Origin of the sequence: Halomonas smyrnensis AAD6, from assembly GCF_000265245.1 — a bacterium.
Taxonomy (GTDB): Bacteria; Pseudomonadota; Gammaproteobacteria; order Pseudomonadales; family Halomonadaceae; genus Halomonas; species Halomonas smyrnensis.
Map to the genome: position 1 here is coordinate 263,406 of NZ_AJKS02000002.1, position 17,610 is coordinate 281,015.

At 64.1% G+C, this 17,610-nt stretch carries 10 protein-coding genes and 1 pseudogene; 2 read left to right on the forward strand and 9 right to left on the reverse strand.

What is annotated here, in order from left to right:
- Positions 1 to 135: 135 nt before the first annotated feature.
- The 4 genes and pseudogenes from acnA to UYS_RS16800 all read right to left on the reverse strand — a co-directional run bounded on the left by acnA (position 136) and on the right by UYS_RS16800 (position 7,297).
- Positions 136 to 2,882 (reverse strand): annotated as a pseudogene (acnA, locus tag UYS_RS16795) (aconitate hydratase AcnA).
- 76 nt (positions 2,883 to 2,958) lie between these two features.
- Positions 2,959 to 4,908 (reverse strand): tripartite tricarboxylate transporter permease, encoded by a 1,950-nt coding sequence (locus tag UYS_RS0203340; RefSeq protein WP_016854074.1) that lies wholly within the window; start codon positions 4,906 to 4,908, stop codon positions 2,959 to 2,961.
- A gap of 78 nt (positions 4,909 to 4,986) precedes the next feature.
- Complete coding sequence (locus tag UYS_RS0203345) at positions 4,987 to 6,105, reverse strand: Bug family tripartite tricarboxylate transporter substrate binding protein (protein WP_026068318.1); 1,119 nt, start codon at positions 6,103 to 6,105, stop codon at positions 4,987 to 4,989.
- 58 nt (positions 6,106 to 6,163) lie between these two features.
- Positions 6,164 to 7,297: a 4-oxalomesaconate tautomerase gene (locus UYS_RS16800; protein WP_202802760.1), complete on the reverse strand. Its 1,134-nt coding sequence runs from the start codon at positions 7,295 to 7,297 to the stop codon at positions 6,164 to 6,166.
- 144 nt (positions 7,298 to 7,441) lie between these two features.
- Here UYS_RS16800 and UYS_RS0203355 point away from each other — a divergent pair, with 144 nt between their 5' ends.
- Positions 7,442 to 8,350, forward strand: coding sequence for a LysR family transcriptional regulator (locus UYS_RS0203355; protein ID WP_016854077.1), 909 nt, complete (start codon positions 7,442 to 7,444; stop codon positions 8,348 to 8,350).
- A gap of 705 nt (positions 8,351 to 9,055) precedes the next feature.
- On the opposite strand, the gene UYS_RS0203360 is transcribed toward UYS_RS0203355, so the two are convergent.
- Together UYS_RS0203360 and UYS_RS0203365 are read right to left on the reverse strand one after the other, a co-directional pair.
- Complete coding sequence (locus tag UYS_RS0203360) at positions 9,056 to 9,406, reverse strand: phage holin, lambda family (protein WP_016854078.1); 351 nt, start codon at positions 9,404 to 9,406, stop codon at positions 9,056 to 9,058.
- 10 nt (positions 9,407 to 9,416) lie between these two features.
- Positions 9,417 to 10,667, reverse strand: a complete 1,251-nt coding sequence (locus UYS_RS0203365; RefSeq protein WP_016854079.1) for a glycoside hydrolase family 68 protein — start codon at positions 10,665 to 10,667, stop codon at positions 9,417 to 9,419.
- A 267-nt stretch (positions 10,668 to 10,934) separates the two neighbouring features.
- Between UYS_RS0203365 and UYS_RS19030 the strand changes: the two genes are divergently transcribed.
- Positions 10,935 to 11,150 (forward strand): ogr/Delta-like zinc finger family protein, encoded by a 216-nt coding sequence (locus UYS_RS19030; RefSeq protein ID WP_301339551.1) that lies wholly within the window; start codon positions 10,935 to 10,937, stop codon positions 11,148 to 11,150.
- A gap of 530 nt (positions 11,151 to 11,680) precedes the next feature.
- Here the strand turns inward: UYS_RS19030 and hglS are convergent.
- Genes hglS through UYS_RS0203385 form a run of 3 tightly spaced genes read right to left on the reverse strand, consistent with a single transcriptional unit; the run spans position 11,681 to position 17,522 of the window.
- On the reverse strand, positions 11,681 to 13,042 hold the full coding sequence (hglS, locus tag UYS_RS0203375) for a 2-oxoadipate dioxygenase/decarboxylase HglS (RefSeq protein ID WP_016854082.1): 1,362 nt from the start codon (positions 13,040 to 13,042) through the stop codon (positions 11,681 to 11,683).
- Positions 13,043 to 13,101: 59 nt separating this feature from the next.
- On the reverse strand, positions 13,102 to 16,278 hold the full coding sequence (locus tag UYS_RS0203380; protein WP_016854083.1) for an FAD-binding and (Fe-S)-binding domain-containing protein: 3,177 nt from the start codon (positions 16,276 to 16,278) through the stop codon (positions 13,102 to 13,104).
- Complete coding sequence (locus UYS_RS0203385) at positions 16,275 to 17,522, reverse strand: 2-aminoadipate transaminase (protein WP_016854084.1); 1,248 nt, start codon at positions 17,520 to 17,522, stop codon at positions 16,275 to 16,277. The genes UYS_RS0203380 and UYS_RS0203385 overlap by 4 nt, the downstream gene beginning before the upstream one ends.
- Between the last annotated feature and the right edge of the window lie 88 nt (positions 17,523 to 17,610).

Sequence of the window (17,610 nt, forward strand, 5' to 3'; positions counted from 1 at the left end):
CCCAGAGGCGCGAAACGCCGAGCCAGACCAGCCGCAGCGAGAGCAGCGTCAGCACCAGCCGGAAGAGATCGTCGAAGCCCCGCCGGTATCCCCCGGCGGGGCCTGTCACTCCCAAAGTGCCTGGGGATACCCCAATCAGGCTGCGCCGATCATCTTGCGCAGCACGTAGTGCAGGATGCCGCCGTGGCGGTAGTACTCCAGCTCGTTGGCGGTGTCGATGCGGCACAGCGCCTCGAGGGTCTGCTCGCCCTTGTCGCTCTCGATGGTCACCTCGACCCTGCCGCCCGGGGCGAGATCGTCGAGGCCCTTGATGGAGACGCGCTCATCGCCGGTCAGGCCCAGGGTCTCGCGGGTCTCGCCCTCGGGGAACTGCAGCGGCACCACGCCCATGCCGATCAGGTTGGAGCGGTGGATACGCTCGTAGGACTCCGCCAGCACGGCGCGCACGCCGAGCAGCCGGGTGCCCTTGGCGGCCCAGTCACGGGAGGAGCCGGTGCCGTATTCCTTGCCGGCGATCACCACCAGCGGGGTGCCTTCCTGCTGGTACTGCATGGCCGCGTCATAGATGGCCATCTGCTGGCCGGAGGGCACGTGGCGGGTCTCGCCGCCGACCACGCCGTCGAGCATCTCGTTCTTGATGCGCACGTTGGCGAAGGTGCCGCGCATCATGATCTCGTGGTTGCCGCGCCGCGAGCCGTAGGAGTTGAAGTCCACCGGCTTGACGCCGCGCTCCTGCAGGTAGCGGCCCGCCGGGCTGTCGGGCTTGATGGCGCCGGCCGGCGAGATGTGGTCGGTGGTCACCGAGTCGCCGAGCATGGCCAGCACGTGGGCGCGGTGGACGTCCTCGGTGGGGGCGGGGTCGCGGCCCATGCCGTCGAAGAACGGCGGATGCTGGATGTAGGTGGAGGCCTCGTCCCACTGGTACACCTCGCTCTCGGGGACGTCGATGGCCTTCCACACCTCGTCGCCCTCGAACACCTCGGCGTACTCCTTGCGGTACATCTCGGTGCGGACCTTCTCCACCGCCTCGGCGATCTCGGCCTGGGAGGGCCAGATGTCCTGCAGGTAGACCGGCTTGCCGTCGCGGTCGATGCCCAGCGGGTCGCGGGCCAGGTCCTTGCGCACGTTGCCGGCCAGGGCATAGGCCACCACCAGGGGCGGCGAGGCCAGCCAGTTGGTCTTCACCTGCGGATGGACGCGGCCCTCGAAGTTGCGGTTGCCGGACAGCACCGAGGCCACGGTCAGGTCGCCGTCGGTGATGGCCTGCTCGATCGGGCCGGGCAGCGGGCCGGAGTTGCCGATGCAGGTGGTACAGCCGTAGCCGACCAGGTTGAAGCCCAGGGCGTCGAGGTCGTCCTGCACGCCGCCGGCGGCCAGGTAGTCGGTGACCACCTTGGAGCCGGGGGCCAGCGAGGTCTTGACCCAGGGCTTGGTGTCGAGGCCGCGCTCCCGGGCGTTACGCGCCAGCAGGCCGGCGGCCATCATCACGCTGGGGTTGGAGGTGTTGGTGCAGGAGGTGATGGCGGCGATCACCACCGCGCCGGGGTCGAGGCGGAAGGCCTCGCCCTCGAGGTCGACCTGCTGGCTGTCGTGGTGCTCGTAGCTCTCCTCGACGCCGACCGCGGTCTGGCCGCCTTCGGACATCAGCTTGCCCTTCTCGGAGGGCGCCTCGAGCGGCTTGCCGTCGTCTTCCATCACCTTGGCGAAGGCCGTCGGCATGTCGGCCAGGTTGACGCGGTCCTGGGGCCGCTTGGGGCCGGCCAGGCTGGCCTCGACGTCGCCCATGTCGAGCTCGAGGGTATCGCTGAAGACCGGCTCGGCGCCGGGTTCGCGCCACAGGCCCTGGGCCTTGCAGTAGGCCTCGACCAGGGCGATCTGCTCCTCGTCGCGGCCGGTCAGGCGCATGTAGGTGAGGGTCTCGTCGTCGACCGGGAAGAAGCCGCAGGTGGCGCCGTATTCCGGGGCCATGTTGGCGATGGTGGCGCGGTCGGCCAGCGGCAGGTCCTTGAGGCCGTCGCCGTAGAACTCGACGAACTTGCCGACCACGCCGCGGCTGCGCAGCATCTGGGTCACCGTCAGCACCAGGTCGGTGGCGGTGATGCCCTCGCGCAGCTTGCCGGTGAGCTTGAAGCCCACCACCTCGGGGATCAGCATCGACACCGGCTGGCCGAGCATGGCCGCCTCGGCCTCGATGCCGCCGACGCCCCAGCCGAGCACGCCCAGGCCGTTGATCATGGTGGTGTGGGAGTCGGTGCCGACCAGGGTGTCGGGATAGGCGAAGGTCTTGCCGTCCTCCTCCTTGGTCCACACCGTCTTGCCCAGGTACTCGAGGTTGACCTGGTGGCAGATGCCGGTGCCCGGCGGCACCACGCGGAAGTTGTCGAAGGCCTGCTGGCCCCAGCGCAGGAACTCGTAGCGTTCGCGGTTGCGCTCCATCTCGATGGCGACGTTGTCCTTGAAGGCGCTGGGATCGCCGAAGTGGTCGACCATCACCGAGTGGTCGATCACCAGGTCCACCGGCGACAGCGGGTTGATGCGCGAGGGCTGCTCGCCGAGGGTCTCGACCGCGGCGCGCATCGAGGCCAGGTCGACCACGCCGGGCACGCCGGTGAAGTCCTGCATCAGCACCCGGGCCGGGCGGTAGCCGATCTCGCGATCGGACGAGGCGGTCTTCTGCCAGTCGACCAGCGCCTGCATGTCCTCGCGCTCGACGCCTTCCTGATCGGCGAAGCGCAGCTGGTTCTCGAGCAGGATCTTCAGCGTCATCGGCAACGCTCGATGTCGCCCAGCGTCTCGGCGGCCTTGGGCAGGCTATGGTAGTGGAAGGTGGTGCCGGCGGCGTCGAGGGTCTGCAGCGTCTCCGGTAGGGACGAAGTGCTCATGGGGTCTCCTTTCGTGGCGCGGGCCGGCAACGCGGATGGTCGCCGGCCCACGGTAAACGTGTCAGACAGGACGTGGTCAACCGAACAGCCAGGGGTCGATCAGCCCACTCGGATAGGTCAGCGTCAGGAATTCGGCCATGCCCACCAGGAAGGCCGTGACCCCGAGCGACATGGAAACCGCCACCCAAGGCTTGAGACGCGCAATGGCCAGCAGGAAAACGAGGCTGAACAACGTCGCCGCAGTGATGAAGCCGAATAGCAGTATGGCACCTACCAGGGCAAAGAAGCCCACCAGCCAGAGGCCCTGCAGGCCGATGACTTGATGCTGCCACTGGGGGCGGCGCACCAGGCAGCGGGCGATCTCCATCAAGCAGGAAACGCCGAGAATCGCGATGGCCAGCCGCGGCATGATGCCGCCGATCAAGCTCAGGTCGGCCATCTCGATCCATGCCACGATAGCCGTACCCAGCAGGGCGACGAAGAGCACCACGTCGATGCTACCCAGGGTGGGAGGTTCGGGGCGGACCGTGGCGGCGGCGCCGACCGTGGAGGCCTGGCGACGCTTGCGCCATGCACCGGTCATCATGGGAATGAACATGGCGGCCAGGATCAACGCACCGATGATCAATACGCCGGGGCGCATGAAGGCGTCCATGCCCTGGAACTGCACCGCCTGGTAGAAATAGCCCTCCGCTCCCGGGGCCAGCACGAAACCGATCAGGAAGGCCGGGCGCGACCAGTTTGCCTGCTTGAACAGGACCCCCAGGACGCCGACCGCCCCCAGGGCGAGCAGGTCACCCGCGGAGCGCGTGGCCTGAAAGGCGGCGAACATGATCAGCACCGTGATCAAGGGGGCCAGCGTGGCGAAGGGTACCCGAGTCAGGCTAGCCACCGGACGAGCCAGCACCAGGCAGAGCGCGGCCCCCAGGATGTTGGCCAGGGCCAGCGACCAGATAATGGTGTAGGTCAGGTCGAGGTGGGTCTCGATCATGCCGACGCCGGGCTGCAGCCCGAGCAACAACAGCCCGCCCAGGAACACCGCGGCCGTGCCCGAGCCCGGCACGCCGAACAACAGGGTCGGGACCATGGCGCCACAGGCGCAGGCATTGTTGGCGGATTCGGGGGCGATGACACCACGGATATCCCCCTTGCCGAATTCGGACTTGTCCTTGGCGCTTTGCACGGCATGGCCATAGGTCAGCCAGTCGACCACCGAGCCGGCCAGGCCTGGAATGGTGCCGATCAGGCTACCGATAGCGGCACAGCGCGCCACGAGACCACGCTGTTCACGGACATCGCGGATGCCATTGCGCCAACCTTCGCCAAGATTGCATGGCTCTTCGGCGATGGCCCCCCGCTTGACCAGAAGGTCAACGATCTCAGGGAGAGCGAAGATCCCGAGCCCCACCACCACCAGCGGCAGGCCATCGTAGAGATAGTCGAGCCCGAAATTCATGCGAAATTCACCGGTGGCCGGTGCCATGCCGATGGCGCCCACCAGCAGGCCCAGGCCGCAGGCGGCCAGCCCCTTGAAGAGGTCACGTCCGGAGAGAACGGCCACCATCGACAGGCCGAGCAGGGTCAGCATGAAGAGCTCGGAGGATGAGAACGACAGCACCAGCGGACGGGCGATCAGGATAAACCCCGTCAACACGACGGCACCGATAATGCCCCCGATCATCGAGGACAGGAAGGCGCTGGACAGCGCGCGTGCGGCCTGGCCGCGCTTGGCCAGCGAGAAACCATCGATGACGGTCGCCTGGGAAGCGCTGGAGCCGGGGATACCCAGCAGCACGGAGGCGAAGGTATCACCGGTGGGGATCACGGCGACCAGGCCCATCAGCATGCCAAGGGCTACCGTCGGTTCCATGCCGTAGAGGAAGGGCAACAGCAGCGACATGCCGGCGATGCCCCCGAGGCCGGGGATGATGCCGACGACGAGGCCGACCAGCACGCCCAGCATCATGAAGAGCAGATGGGACAGGGTGAAGAGCTGCCCCAGGCTGGAGAGAAGGATATCGAGCATGGCGTATGGCTCTTGTATTGTGTGATCGAGAGGAGCCAGGGTTGCCGGCCCTCACGGGCCGGCAGAATCCACTGCGGGTCAGATCTTGGCGCCGTGCTCCGACTGCAGCCAGTCGGCCAGCCAGTCGCGCGTTGCGTCATCGATGGACATGGCATCTTCAAGGTGGCGCTGGACGGTCTCGCCGATGACCGGCGTATAGGGGCCAAGCTGCGCCGCGGCATCTTCCTTGAACGCGTCGGTGCCCACGAAGTCACGGGCCGCCTGGCGATAGGTCTCGATCAGGGCCTGGGGGGTGTCCTTCGGCACCATGATCAGCTTCTGCAGGGCATAGCCGGAGGCAAAGAACTTGCGGAACGCCTGGTACTCATTGCCCGTCGGTGCCTCGCCATGCCGAGCCTGGTAGACCTCATTGAAGGTGGGTAGATCAGGGAACGCCGGGTCGCGGACGATCTCGCCTTCATCGTTCAGCGCCCCAAGCGAGAACAGCGGCACCGCTTTGCCGGCCTCCACCAGCGGCGTGACGTTGCTCAGATAGGCGGAGGTGGTCTGGAAGTCGATGTCGGCTTCACCACGCTCGAATGCCAGGCGTCCTTCCCCCCGGCTGCGCATGCCGAACACGGCCTGAACGTCGGCGCCCAGCATATCCAGGGCGATCAGTACCGGAAGCTCGACGCCGGTGGGGTTCTGCGCCGCCAGCTTGACCGGCTGTGCCAACAGAGCGTCCAGCGCCGTCTCGGCCGTCTCGCCGAGATCGGGCTGGGCGTAGACCACCCCACCCGTCGGTGTGGCCAGGATGGGCGTCCAATCGCTGTAGTCGTAGCGGACGCGAGGATCCTCCAGCATGGCCGGATATTGCGTCGAGGCCGAGGTTCCTAACCAGTGGCTACCATCCGACTTCGCACGCACGGCGAACAGGTTGGCACCATTGATGGAGCCACCACCGGGCACGTTATCGATCATGATGGTCGGCTCTCCCGGCAGTGACTCGCTGAGCCAGGGGGAGAAAAAGCGTGCCCAGACATCCGTACCGCCGCCGACGCCAAAGGGAATGGTCCACTTGATGTTACCGGGCACTTCAGGGTCTTGAGCCTGGGCGGAGGTCGTGAGGCCCAGGCCGGTGATAGCAAGCCCGAGCAACGCGGCTTTCTTGAGCCGCTTGAACGAGAGAGAAACCGTCGCAGTCTTTTGGATATTCATGGCATTACTCCTGGCGTGTTGTCGTTGTCATGGCGGTTGATGGTGGAGATCCCATCATTCAGCTGGCTTTTGACGTCAGCATATCCGGGCCGGGGGCGGAAGGAAGCGAGTAGAAGATGGTCCCGCTCATGATCTTCCTGGCGGTGCGAATGAGGGAGACACGAGCAATGTCGACAGGGTTTCCGCAACGGTGCTCGACATCCAGGTCGATGAACCCGGAGGGATGTTCCAGCTTTACCTGCGGCAGCTGACCATCGGCCTCCAGTCTTCCCGCCTCCACCGCGATTCGGTTGGCCACGGTGCCCGGGACACTGACCGCGGTGGCCACGGCGATGGCTCCCGTCACGGCAATGGCCTTGTGGCAGCGGTGAGGCACGAAGTAGCGGGTGCACAGCGTACTGGTGTCATCGGCCGGTGCCGACACCAACACGGGCTTGGGCAAGACACTCTGGCTGACATCCCCCAGGCCCATTCGATGCCCGGCCTCGCGACGAATCCGCTCCAGCCGCTCCAGCATGGCGCGATGATCATCCAGTTCCGCGGGTGATTCCTGGCCGCTGAGGCCGAGGTCGGCCGCATCGATCATGATGATGGGAGTGGCGGCATCGAGACAGGTCACTTCGATGCCCTCGATCGTGTCGCTGGCTCGCCCGGTCGGCAACAGCGCACCGGTCTTGGTCCCGACGATATCGAGGAAGCTGAGCTGGATGCCGGCGGCCTCCCCCGGGACGCCGCTGATACGCGTATCGCCCTCATAGGTTACCTGACGACCCGGCGTCGGCACGTGGCACTCGATCAGGCGCTGGGTGTTGAGATTGCGTACGCGGACGATAGTGGTTCCTTCCTGGACCTCCACCAGTCCCGTCTCGATGGCATACGGCCCCACCGCGGACAGCATGTTGCCACAGTTCGGATTGAAATCGACGCGACGGCTGAGCACATCGACTTGGGCAAACAAGTAGTCGACGTCCGCCTCGAGATCGGAGGAACGTTCCACGATGGCGACCTTGCTGGTCAGCGGATCCCCTCCTCCGATGCCATCGATCTGGAGAGCATGACCCGATCCCATAAGGTTGAGAAGGATCTCGGCTTGCTCTTCCTGGCTGTCGGGAAGGTCTCTCATACGCAGGAAAGGGCCTCGAGAAGTACCACCACGCATGATCATGCAGGGAATGCTGTTCATCGTCGTCATGCCATATCGCGTCTGGAAGTTGTGATATGAGCATGTCAGGGCCCCTTTAATGCCTCAAATGCAAATAAAATCGACAAATAATTTGCTTTTCGCATTAATGTGCTATTGTTATCAATAGCCACTACTCCATGCAAGAGTAAGGATATGCTGCATCGCCTAGAGTTCCTTGATTTACAAGCCTTTATCCTGGTCGCAGAGCTGGGCTCCTTCCACGAGGCCGCACAACGTCTCCATCTCTCTCAACCGGCCCTATCCCGACGAGTTCAAAAGCTCGAGGAGCTGCTGGAGGTCGAACTGCTGGCACGAACCACTCGGCGCACGCGGCTGACCCCCATCGGAACGGACTTCCTTCCCCGTGCGAGGCGCATGATCGAGGAGTACGAATCATCGATCCTGGGCATTCGTGAGCTGGCCACCCACCAGAAGGGAACGGTCACCATCGCCTGCATCCCCACCGCAGCGTTCTATTTCTTGCCTAGCGTGATACGTGGCTTCAGCGAGGCATGGCCGGGAATTCGCATCAAGATCCTCGATGTCAGCGCCAAGGAAGGATTGGAGAAAGTCATCAGCGGTGAAGCCGACTTCGGCATCAATATGTTCAGCGCACAAAGCCCCGAAGTCTCTTTCACACCGCTGCTACAAGACCCGTTCGTTCTAGCGCTACGTTCCGATCATCCCCTGGCGTATAAAGACCAGGTCGTATGGTCCGACCTCGAACAGGTCAGGTTGATCACCGTGAGCAGAGACAGTGGCAACAGGATGCTACTGGACAATACGCTCTCGGCTGAAGGCATCAGGTTGAATAGCTTCTACGAAGTCCAGCACCTCTCCACCTCTCTAGGCCTTGTCGAATCAGGCCTTGGCGTGGCGATCCTGCCCAAAATGACCATGCCTGGCCCCGACCATGACACCCTGTGTTCACGTGAGCTTCCTGAGCCACGCGTTCAGCGCACCATCGGGCTGGTGAGAAGCAACTCGCATAGTATTTCCAGTACAGCCCAGTTGTTCATCGATATGCTGCTCGAACATTGGGGGAAATCTACATTCTCATGAGAGTTACTGGATTTGATGGTGAATGATCATGCTTAAAAAATATCGATCATGAAGAGTGCCGTCTTGCACGACGGAGGCAGAATTCGTCGGTTTTCGTCCGGCAGGAAATTCAGCCGCGAGACGTTATGGCGGGCTTGCCTGATGCAGGTGGCAGAACACGGCCAGATGTCGCCACGCAGAGAAGGAGGCCTCCGACCGCGGTCGCGGCGATCGCTTGCAGGAGGCGCAGCGCTCTTGGACAGGGCACCTCGTTGTTGCCGGGAGAGGCCACCCGGGCTGTCATCGACAGCACTTGCGAGATCCACGATAGGCCGGTGAGAGGCGAGCTCGAGACGGCCTGGTGTGTATCCATGCCCTACACTATTCCTCCCGGCCCAATGCATAAATGACAATGGGATAGCTATTCTCATCAACGCCATGTGACGTTCCCAACAATCTCCACCCTTCTTTCAAAAGCTCATTGACTTCCTTCAAAAGTGATGAGTGCCTAACTTCAACTATGTCAAAGTGCTCTGTTAACATATCTGGACCCCTACTGTCCGCTTGCCACATGTGCTTATTGGTCGACATTTATCATGCCACACGATACTAGCATCTATCATGGAATGATCAAGATAACGCACTAGAAGCTGAAAGTAATAGCTATTTCCACCGCCTCTTGATTAAAGGAGATAAGAAAGATCCCATAGCCTATGTGCAGCATGGTTATGATACCTTGCTGCTGATGGCTTTATCTATGAAAAAGCGTACTTTCTGAACACCCATGAACCCTATGACGCCTCCTACGGTAACCGTCAACTCATCAGACACACCGAGATAGTTCATCAGGGAGTAAGACACGAAGGTCAAACAGCCACATAGCATTGCTTCAAGCAAAACCTCTAGCTTCCCCCCTCCTTTTGAGACAACTCTCAATGTTGATATGACGACAGAGACCAGCATTCCTGTGAGGAGTGAATCTCCCTTGAAGAGATCTTTTGCGACGACGATCACACTCGATATGTCCATTTTCCCGCCCTTTATAAGGTGGCGGACAAAGAGTCCGCCACCATACATCGCGCCTTCCTTATTTGGTTACCACATTGCCCATCGGAGGAATAAATCCGTAGTCGTACTCCTTGACAACATAGGTATTATTTCCTTCGATCTTGAGTTCCAAAGTCGGCGCCTCAGTGCCGCCGATGCGGTAGTCTTCGGTCTTGCCACCTTTCTCTACGCTATCGATAAAGGATGTCACAAGGCCATTCGGCATCACGCAGTGCGAGTATGTCTGGAACGGCTGGGAAGAGGGGTTGCCCAGCACAAGGCCTGACCCGTTCAGCGGCTCAAACGGCCCGAACAAGGAGTCACTAACAAAGCCATATACCCCATCAGGGCCATCCAGGCCATCGGAATAGGTGTACTGGTGACTGATGGTGAAGAGATAGTACCTCCCATCCTTGAACACGAAGTGCGGACGCTCCAACTGGTCGTTCACGCCAACTGCGGTGACCAGCGGCGGGAGGAGCTCCCAGTTATCCCCTGTCAGGTCGGTCGCAACGGCAATGCCAACGCAACCACTCTGGAAACGGGCACCGCCGACCTCCTCGAAGCCAGGCGGAACATGCCCCATGTCTTCGGTAGTGATGACATGCTCACCGATATTGCCGGCCACATTGCCTTCAAACAGCATGTACAGCTTGCCGTCATTCGGATCAATGAAAGGAGCAGGATCACGGAAGTTGGTGAGCGGATTTTGATCCATTGTCTGATAGTAGACACCATCGGCGGTGAAGAGCTCTTTTACATCATCGAAACCATGCAGCTCGACTTCCGTTTCCGTGGTGACGATACGGCCTTTGACTTTCGCCATGGTCGCCCCGGGGGTGACGGCGGTATAGTAGAGCTCCATATCACCTTTGTCGTTGAGCAAAATAGGCGTGCCAGCCCACTCTCGCGTGGTCGGGGAAACGCCTTCTTGCATTACCCGTCCGCCAAAGGTCCAGCTTTTACTATCCTTAGCGTACCAGTAGCACATGCGTGCCCGCCCATGACGGTCCGTCCAGTCGGAGTCAATATCGTAACTACCATCTTCATAGGTAAACTCTTCGGGCTTGCGATCAGCGGTGAGAGTGAAGATGATCGACCAGCCATCGACTGATACCACATCACCGTTCAGGTTCCGGAGCGGCATGGTATCCCAGATGAAGAGATCGTCGTCCAGCACCGGGAAGTCATAGCCGACCTCGGGTTGAGTCGTGGTCGGGTCATCGAACGTCACTTTAAGTGCATCTGCACGAGACCAGGAAGCGGTTTGAATCTTATCTTGGATAGACATTGTGTAATACTCATGTTGATGAATGAGGCTTCATAAGAACATGAGCGCTTCCTTGTCGAAAGGGAAGCATGTTTGCCCACCTCTCACACAACATGCCCCCCTTTGGTAACAGGTAAATGTTGTGTGATTGATGAAAAATCACGCTCCGGTTGTGCTTGGGTTAGGGTTGGATTATAAATGCGTGAATAAGCTTTATCTTATTGATATAGACAAGAAAACTTCGGCTTATCATGCATTTTTCCATCACCAACAAAGGCACCCACTATGATGCGCTGTCCAGTATGCGAAAGTTCGGCACACACGAGAACGAGTCGCTATATCACGAGAACGATGAAGGAAGCCTATTATCAGTGCCAGAGCATTTCTTGCTCTTGTACCTTCAAGACTATAGAGAGCCTGGAGAAGATCATCAGCGCTCCTGCTTCTGAGGAAGAGATGCCAAAAAAAATGCCCGACATCAAGACACCTGTTGCTGGCTGTTAATGTCTCCATCGACACTCTGACCCCCGCCCCTTATTTTATTCTTGATAGATAGATGCATATGGCCGCGGTCATCTTTCATTGTTAGGTGGCGAAAAAATTTGGCCGGTCATCTTAATCGATTCAGATTTTGATCCCATGAATGGCCTCGACCTTGAAGCGGTGAAAGACGCTCTCGGCACAGGCGTTGTCGCCGCCGTTCGTCGTGAACTTGCGGGCTGTCTTGGCACGTAGGCCTTGCCGCGGGACGCTGGCTGTAGGCCCGGAAGTAGCGGGTAAGGGTCTACTTCATCGACGTTGCTTGCCTGGCCATGGTTCACCTCGTTCAGTGTACTGACTTAACGGGGTGTCCACTGATGCCGGGCGAGATCAATCAGCGTGAGGTCGAGGCCGCCGGACAGCGGCGACAGCGTATCGAGGAGAGACAGCAGCGGCATGCGGGGTCCCGGTCCATGGGCGGCCCCCCATCATAGCCGAGCGCCGCCCTCGCGAGGCAAGGCGGCGCCGGAACCGGGCGCGTTGGGGCCGCCGGCTTAGCCGGCCAGCGCCTCGCGCACCGCGGCCAGCGAGGCGCGTTCCCGCTCGGCGTAGAGGGTAAGCTCGTCGGTCACCGCCGCCCCCAGGTCGGCCTCGAAGGCCGCGCGGTTGGCGTGGCCGGCGTAGGCCTCACCGCCGCCATCGCCCAGGTTCGACTGGAAGATGCCCGCCGCGCTGACCGGCAGGAAGTCCTCGTAGGTGATCGGCCGGGCGACCACCAGGCCGCGCTCGATCAGCGCCTCTGGGTCCGAGGCGTCGACCAAGCCGGAGGCGCGACCGGCGTCGGTCAGCCGGTACTCGAAGAACGCCAGGCCGCGGCGGCGCAGCGTGGCCTCGTCGTCCGGGAAGTCGGCGAAGGCCTCGGCCAGGGCCCGCTGATGATCTTCATGGGCGAGCCCGGCGGTGCGCTCCCTGGAAGCGGCGAGCAGGCGATCGTAGAGCGCCCGGCCCTCGGCGGTCAGCGCCACGCCGCGCTGCTCGATCTCGCCGAAGCGCGCGGTGTGGGTGCCCCGGTGATCGCCGGCGAAGCGGATCGGCTCCTCCAGCGCCTTGAAGCTGGTCTGGCGCAGCAGGATCGGGCAGTCGCGCCGCGGCGGGCCCTCGATCACCGCCTTGGGGCTCATGCCGGCCGCCGGCATGCGCCGCTGGACCTCGTCGATGTCCAGGGTGCGGGGGGTCAGGTGGTTGATGTGCGGCCCGCGGAAGCAGACCACGTCGGCGATCAGCCGGTGCTCGGCGTGCAGCGCCTCGTAGGTGGCCAGATCCACGGTGGCGTCGCGGTGCCAGCGGAAGGTCTCCAGCGCCGCGGTGACGAAGCGCTCGGCCTGCTCGTCGGTGAGCCCGCCCTGGCGCTCGGCCAGCGCGATCAGCTCCCGGGCCTCGGGGGTGAAGATGTCGCGCTGGGCGAGGATCGCCGCGGCCCGCTCGCGCAGCTCGGCGCTCTCGATCAGCTCCAGGCGCAGCAGCGAGGTGAAGAGGCGGAAGGGATTACGCGCCAGCGCCGCGTCGTCGACCGGGCGGAAGGCGGTGGAGTGCACCGGCACGCCGGCCTCGGCGAGGTCGTAGTAGCCCACCGGATGCATGCCCATCACCGCGAACAGCCGGCGCAGCATGGCCAGCTCCTCGGCGCTGCCGACGCGGATGGCGCCGTGGCGCTCGACGCCGAGGCGGCCCAGCTCATCAAAGGCCTCGAGGCGCTCGGCCAGGGCCGGATCGCGCGTCAGGGTCTCGCGGTTCACCTCGTCGACCAGCGCCAGCAGGGCCTCGTACTGGGGCACCTCGGCCTGGTACATGGCCGACATGGCCTTGGAGAAGCGGTCGCGGATCTCGTCGGCGGAGACGCAGGAATGAGTGGTCATGTCATCTACCTCGTTGGTCTCTTGTTGGAAGTATCACAGCGTTTTTAGTGCACGGGACCTCAGGTGGCACATTTGAGCGCGGTCAGAAGCCCCTGCAGCGGATGGGGCAGGGCGGCATCCGAGAGCCGCCTGGCCTGGCTGCGGCAGGAGTAGCCGCTGGCCAGCAGCCGTCCGGCGTTGGCCGGGTCCTCGACCTTGGGCTGCCAGGACTGGGCGTAGATGGTCTTCGAGGTCTCGAGGTTGCGCGCCTCGTGACCATAGGTGCCGGACATGCCGCAGCAGCCGGTGGCGACCACCTCGAGCTCGAGGCCGAAGGCGGCGAACAGCCGCTGCCAGGCCCTGGGCGTGCCCGGGGCATTGGTCTTCTCGGTGCAGTGGGCGAGCAGCCGGTAGCCGGGGTCGTCGAGGCGGGCGCCCTGCGGTGCCAGCTCGGGCGCTCGCTCTGCCAACCGCTCACTCAGCCATTCGGGCAGCAGCTGCACCTCGGGCACGGCCTCGGCGCCCAGCGCCTTCACGTATTCCTGGCGGTAGGTCAGGGTCATCGCCGGGTCGATGCCGACCAGCGGCACGCCGGCCTCGGCCAGCGTCCGCAGGCGCTCGGCCTGCTTCTCGGCGGTGCGCTCGAAGGCGCCGAGGAAGCCCTGCACGTGCAGCGGCTTGCCGTTGGGCGCGAAGGGCGCGACGAACACCCGCACGTCGAGGCGCTCGAGCAGCTCGACCACGTCCATCACCAGCCGGGACTCGAAGTGGCTGGTGAAGGCGTCCTGCACCAGCACCACGCTGTTGGCCTTCTGAGCCGCGGTGAGTCGGCCAAGCGTGGTCGGCGTGGCCTCGGGCACGCCCCAGGCCTCGAGCTGCTTGTCGAGGCGCGCCCGGGACAACCGGGGGCTGTCGACCATGCCCACGGGGCCTGCCAGCAGGCGGCTGATCCAGCGGTTGCCCAGGGCGGCGTTGTAGAGCGGCGCGACGCGGGACAGCGCCGGCATCATGAACTCCAGCCCGCCGATCAGGTAGTCGCGGGGCGGACGCAGGTAGCGGCCGTGATAGACCTCGAGGAACTGCGAGCGGAAGGTCGGCACGCTGACCTTCACCGGGCACTGGCCGGCGCAGGACTTGCAGGCCAGRCAGCCCGCCATGGCGTCGTAGACCTCGTGGGAGAAGTCGTCCTCGCCGCGGCGTTTGGCCAGGGTGTTCTTCAGCTTGCCGGGGAAGGCCTTGAGCGCGCCCCAGGCGCCGCCGCGTCGGGCGTCGCGCGAGGCCTCGAGCACGTCGACGCCGGCCTCGCCCTGCAGGCGCAGCCATTCACGCATCAGGCTGGCGCGGCCCTTGGGCGAATGGATGCGCTGGCGGGTGGCCTTCCACGACGGGCACATGGCGTCGTCGGGGTCGTAGTTGTAGCAGGCGCCGTTGCCGTTGCAGTAGACGGCGTCGCCGTGGGCCTGCCAGACCCGCTCGTCGATCCGGCGGTCGTGCTGGCCGCGGGTCGGCACCCCATCGATGGCCAGCAGTCCCGGATCGACCCACTTCACGGCCTGCTCGTCGTCGTTCTCGGCTTCCGAGGTCTCGCTCTCTGCCGAGGGAGCCCTACCCGCGTCTTCGGGCGGCGTGGAAACAGCGAGCGGTGTCGCGATCTTGCCCGGATTGAGCTGGTTATGCGGGTCGAAGGCGCCCTTGAGCCGCTGCAGGCTCGGGTAGAGCGGGCCGAAGAAGGCCGGGGCGTACTCCGAGCGCACGCCCTTGCCGTGCTCGCCCCACAGCAGGCCGCCGTATTTCTGCGTCAGCGCGGCGACCTCGTCGGAGATCTCGCGGATCATCGCCTCCTGGGCCGGGTCCTTCATGTCCAGCGCCGGGCGCACGTGCAGCACGCCGGCGTCGACGTGGCCGAACATGCCGTAGGCCAGGCCGCGGGCGTCGAGCAGGGCGCGGAACTCGGCGATGTAATCGGCCAGCTGCTCCGGCGGCACCGCGGTGTCCTCGACGAAGGGCAGCGGGCGCTTCTCGCCCTGGACGTTGCCGAGCAGGCCCACGGCGCGCTTGCGCATGCCGTAGACCCGGGTGATCGCCGCGCGGCCCACGGCCTGGGTGTAGCCCAGGCGGGTGACGCTGTCGTCCTGGGCGAGGTGCTCGCAGAAGGCCGCGACCCGCTCACTCAGGCGCTCGGGATCGTCGTCGTTGAACTCGACCAGGTTGATGCCGTGGGTCGGCGTGTCGCCGGTGTCAGGAAAGAACTCGCCGACGCTGTCCCACACGAAGTCCTGCTGGGCCAGGCCCAGCACCTTGTCGTCCACCGTCTCGATGGACGTTGGAGAGGCGGAGCTCGCCATCAGCGCCTTGGCGTCGCGCAGGGCGTCCATGAAGCCGGCGTAGCGCACGTTGACCAGGGTCGAATGCTTCGGGATCGGCAGCACGTTGAGCACCGCCTCGCTGGTGAAGGCCAGCGAGCCCTCGGCGCCGCACAGCACGCTGTTGAGGTCGAACTTGCCGTCCTCGGTGCGCAGATGGGCGAGATCGTAGCCGGTCAGGCAGCGGTTGAGCGGCGGGAAGGTGTCGCGGATGCGCTCGCGCTCGGTGTCGATGATCTCGCGGGCCATGCGATGCACCCGGCCCACGGCGTCGTCGCGCTGGCACAGCGCCTCGAGCTCGTCGTCGTCCACCGGGCGGGTGACCAGGCGCTCGCCGCCGAGCAGCACGCTGTCGAGTTCGAGCACATGGTCGCGGGTCTTGCCGTACTCGCAGCTGCCCTGGCCGCTGGCATCGGTGGCGATCATGCCACCGAGGGTGGCGCGGTTGGAGGTGGAGAGCTCGGGGGCGAAGAACAGCCCGTGGGGCTTGAGCGCGGCATTGAGCTGGTCCTTGACCACGCCGGCCTGGACGCGCACCCGGCGCGCCTCGACGTCGATGTCGAGGATGGCGTTCATGTGCTTGGAGACGTCGACCACCAGGCCGTCGGTCAGCGACTGGCCGTTGGTGCCGGTGCCGCCGCCGCGGGGGGCGAGCGCCACCCGGCGGAACTCGTCGCGAGCGGCCAGCCGGGCCAGGCGCTCGAGATCGGTGGCGTTGCTGGGATAGATCACCGCCTGGGGCAGGCGCTGGTAGATCGAGTTGTCGGTGGCCAGCACCGTGCGGTTGGCGTAGTCGGGGGCGATCTCGCCCTCGAAGCCGGCGTCTGCGAGGGCCTCGAGGAAGTGACGATACACCTCAACGGTGGCCTGACTCGTCTCTAGCCGGGCGATCATGGCGTCAGCGTCTCCAACGCACGGGTAATACGTGCCAAGCCTTCGTCCATGATCTCGGGCTCGATGGTCAGCGGCGCCAGCAGACGCAGCACGTTGCGCCGCCGCCCGCTGGGCATGAGCAGCACGCCGGCTTCTCGGCCGGCCGCCAGCAGCGCCGCCAGGTGCTCGGCGCCGGTGGCGTGTTCGGTGTCCTCGAAGGCGATGCCGCGCATGGCGCCGATCCCAGTCAGGGCGCCCACCATCGGGAAGCGCTCGCGCCAGTCATCATGCGCCGCGACGATGGCCGCTTCCTGGGCCTCGCCCCACTGGTGCAGGCGATCTTCGCTCATCAGGTTCATGACCGTCCTGGCGGCGGCGCAAGCCACGGCATTGCCTGAATAGGTGCCGCCCAGCCCGCCTTTGGGCAGGGTATCCATGAGTGCTGGCTTGCCTACAACGGCGGCCAGCGGCAGGCCCGCGGCCATGCTCTTGCCCATCAGCAACAGGTCGGGCTCGATGCCCAGATGAGAGAACGCGAAGCGTTGGCCCGTCCGCCCGAAGCCGGACTGGATCTCGTCGAGGATCAGCACGATGCCGTGCTCATCGCACAAAGACCGAAGGCGGCCGGCGAAGCCGGCATCGAGCAGGCGAAAGCCGCCCTCCCCCTGAACCGGCTCGACGATAATCGCCGCCACCTCGTCGCTGGGAACTTCCACCTCGAAGAGACGCGTCAGCGCCGCCATGGCCTCGTCGGCACTCACGCCGCTGTCCTGACTGGGAAACGGCAAGTGGAACACCGGCCCCGGCAGGGCGCCGAGCCGGCTCTTGTAGGGCTTGACCTTGCCATTGAGGTTGAGCGCCGCCAGGGTTCGGCCGTGGAAGCCGTCGTCGAAGGCGATCACCGCCTGGCGACCGGTGGCGGCACGGGCCACCTTGAGCGCGTTCTCGGTGGCCTCGGCGCCGCTGTTGGTGAGCATGCAGGACAGCGGGTAGTCCACCGGCACGAAGGCATCCAGGGCCTCGACCACCTCTAGGTAGCCGCGGTGCGGCAGGGCATTGAAGGCAGAATGCATCAGCGTCTCGACCTGGACCTTGACCGCCTCGACGACGGTCGGGTGACCATGTCCCAGGTTGAGCACGCCGATGCCGCCGATGAAGTCGATATAGTGCCGGCCCTGCTCGTCCCAGACCTCGGCATTACGCCCCTGCTCGATGCAGAGGGGATGCACGATGCCCAGCGAGCCACTGATGTGGGGAAAGTCCATGCGCGGTTCCTTGAATCCTCGGGAGTCGTTGTAGCGATGATGAAACCAGCGCCCCACGAGGCCTTCAAACGAAAAAAAACGCGCTATC